We start from the raw sequence: 3,551 nt of genomic DNA, 5'->3' as shown, positions 1-3,551 counted from the left end.
CTGCAACTTCTCGAACTTTGCCTGCATCGAGACTTGAATCATCAACATATTCAATCTTATCTGTCTTAAGAACTCGAATTTCTTGACGAACCTTAGAAGTCATTTGTTTTTCTGTCAATTTATTTTGAATCAAATAAACCCCTAAAGTTGACGTGGTTAAGGAAATGTTTTTGTCCTTTTCATTCCAATTAAATGGTACCTCCTCAAAAGTCGACTTATCTTTTACATAATGTAACACCTTATAAGGTTTTTGACCTGAAATCACTGCTAGTTCAATTTCAGCGTCTTCAGATAAGGATACTACATTACCATCATCATCTAAAGCTTGAATTTCCATAAGAAGGTTATTATGATCCCCAACCTTTTCCAAGATATCAGCATTAGTAACTTCCTTTTTAACAACCTTGCCAATCACATTTACATCATTTCCAGAAACTGTCACCGTAACAACGTTATCATCATCACTTAGAATTTTTGTGTCCTTTTCCCACTTAGCATAAAGCACCTTGTCACCTGCTTTATCGAACAATGTATTAAAGAAAGGTTCACCTGAGAAATTATCATCTAAATACCATCCTGTAAAAACGTATCCTTTACGAACAGGATAAGGCAACTCCGTATCTACATCAGTTTGGTAACTCCTTGGAACATCTTCCTTTAATATGCCATCTCCAACTTTATAAGTGATCTTATAAGACAATGGTTTTAAGTTGAAATGTACTTCTGTCTGAGGTGGTGGTACTGGAAGCCAGTCAGACTCAGCAGACTCATATCCCTCTTTACTCACCTTGACTTTCCAGAATCCCTCTGGCACATCCCAAGCATACTCGCCATTAACTGTCGTAAACAAAGGATTAAACTGTGAATACTCACCTGCATCCCATAGCACTTCTTCACCATTTTCACCTCGATAATAAATTGTGGTTATTGCACCAGTAATAGGATTCTTAGAAACATCATTGATTACAATACCGGATGGGTCTATCACAAATTTAAAATCTGAGAGTGCACTACTGCTAATTCTTTCATTGACTTCGTTTGACTTTAAATCACCAATTCCCCTAAATTGATTTTTCGAGTTTCTAACTCCTTGTGATAAATAATATAAAAAATTATGAATATCATGCTCACTTAATTCTCCATTCTCTGGATTAATAAGCTGCTTTTTTTCATATCTTGGCAAAACTATATTAGGATGTACACCAATTCCAATTCCATTACGGAATGGATCACTAACCGGATCTCCTATTATACTATAAGCCCTTGTTAAACCTGAGGATTGTAATAACTCAATTAGTTCCTTTTCTGACTGAAAATCCGTGCCTGATAGATCGTCTATTATTCTTTGCAACGGTGATCCTAAAATACCTCCTCCTATTGCATTTTGTATCAGTCTTTCAATCAGTCCCTTCACCACTGCAAGCATTTGTTCTTTCTCTGCAGCAAGTCCGACACCATTAAAAGTAACAACATTTTTTAGATTTCCTCTAATTAATTTTTTCGGATCGATAACACTATCAATTATTTCATAATTCTGAGCTATTAATCTATTTGTTAACATTTTTGCTGCTAAAATATATGCAAGATAGGAGCCTCTAGAATGCCCAACAATTGATACATCATAATCACTACCGCTAGGCAACAACAAATTAAGAGAGGTATTTATTACGTCTTTATCTAAAGATACGCCAGCCCATATTTTAAGATAATTATCTATCCATTCTGGGCTTAAAAAAGGCTTTTCTATTCCTCTATCGCCACCTTCTCTTACCTCCTCATCTGTACCACGTATAGCTAAAACAATTTCTTTTGTCTTATCATTTACAAATCTATAAACATTAATGTATGCAACTCCTGGTAAAAAGACAGGTGAACCCAATAATCGCCAATTTTCAAATAAAGACTGGTCTAATCCTCCTATGTTTAAGCCCTTGTCATTAAAACTCTTATCAAGGAAGATTTTTTTAATTTCTTTTTCTGATTTATAACTTAATAATGAGAAAATTGCCAAATCCCGGTCTCCTACGTCCCAGGCGTTTGGGTGTTTATCAACTATATCTGGATATCCATCCCCATCACTATCTATTTTTAGAATTTTGCCCGCAGTACGTTGTGATAAATTATCTTGAACCTCTCTACTATATATAGTTTCTGATGGTGCAACACCTTTTTCAAGATAAAGAGACATTTTACCGGGAATATAACTAGTGTTTTCTTGGTCAAAATAGCCAGTATATACATATTTTTCTTTTTTGACATCCCATTTTAACTCGATAACTTTATTAATACCTTCGCGACTACTGACAAGATAGAGACTATCATTGCCACTGGTATTCGTATATTCAACCTCAAAATCAAATTGTCCACCAGGTCTAAAACTGATGACTGGAACTTTGTCTTTGTTCTCTTTCAAATTATAAGTGTAGCCATTATGACGCATGATAAAGTTCACTAACTCAGGATAATTTTTCTCATAGCGAACTGTTGTTGTCTCACTGATTTCTCGACCATCTGATGATAAAGCCTTCACTTTGATTGTATATTCTTTGTTGTCTACAGGAGTGACCAGAGGTATATCAAAGGTATAACTTCCATCTTTTTTGATCTTGACTTGACCAATAACCATATCATCAAGATAAGCAATTACCTTGTCATTAGGGTCAGCTACTCCACTAATACGAGAGTAACTCCTTGATGTTACCTGATTAGCTGTTAGTGTTAAGACAGGTATATTAACATTGATAGCTCCAATATTTTCGGATACTTTTTTTCTATCTTTTTGATAGGAAAGCTGTGCAAATAAACGAACATTAGTTAGTTCTCTATTTTCTGTCATCAGCATTAACTTAATCTTACCTATCTCTTCTGAAACAGGAATATCAAGATAACCATTAGAAACTGTTGCTGTTACATCTTGACCATTTACACGTATTTTATTTTCAAAAACTTTCGTTTTAGATGGTATATTGAGGTGAAGGACATACTTTCCATCATCACTTGATTTATCTTTTTTTATAGCGTACTTTAAGTCTAGACCTAAATATCCTTGTCGACGAGTACCTGTTGTAGTTGTCAGATAATAGGAATTGCTGCTGTCTAATACTTTACTGTCATCATTTGCTACATTTTCATCACGAAGTTTAAAGTTAAGTTGTTTTTCAATCATATATTCTAAAGCAAAAGAATCCAGATAAACATGGTATTCTACGCTTTCAGAAGGTGTATTCCAAGACTGAACGAAAGCTGTCAAACTTTTTGGAAGATACACAGACTTCAGTGTTGGAATATTGGCTAAAGTGTAATCATCAAGATAAGTCACACCTTCTGGGATCTCAATTGTTTCAAGCTTGGTGTTTCGAAAAGCTCCACTACCGATTACTTGCAAACCATAAGGTAAATTAATTACCTCAAGTGGCGTACTATTAAAGGCATAAGAGCCAATTTCCCTAACACTAGAAGGAACCGACATATTTGTCAACTGTGTCCCACTAAAAGCATAATCGCCTATCTTCGTTAACGTTCTTGGTAATACTACTTCCTTCAAACTAGAA

General features: G+C 34.8%; 1 protein-coding gene. It reads right to left on the bottom strand.

Annotation, left to right across the window (positions count from 1 at the left end; genetic code table 11):
- A partial coding sequence (locus M1R56_RS04775) for a leucine-rich repeat protein (RefSeq protein WP_248034785.1) occupies positions 1–3,551 on the bottom strand: 3,551 nt, incomplete at both ends.

The organism is Streptococcus sp. oral taxon 431 (genome assembly GCF_023115445.1).
Classification (GTDB): Bacteria; Bacillota; Bacilli; order Lactobacillales; family Streptococcaceae; genus Streptococcus.
Note: the sequence above shows the minus strand (reverse complement) of the source record. Positions and strands in the feature narration are given on the sequence as shown.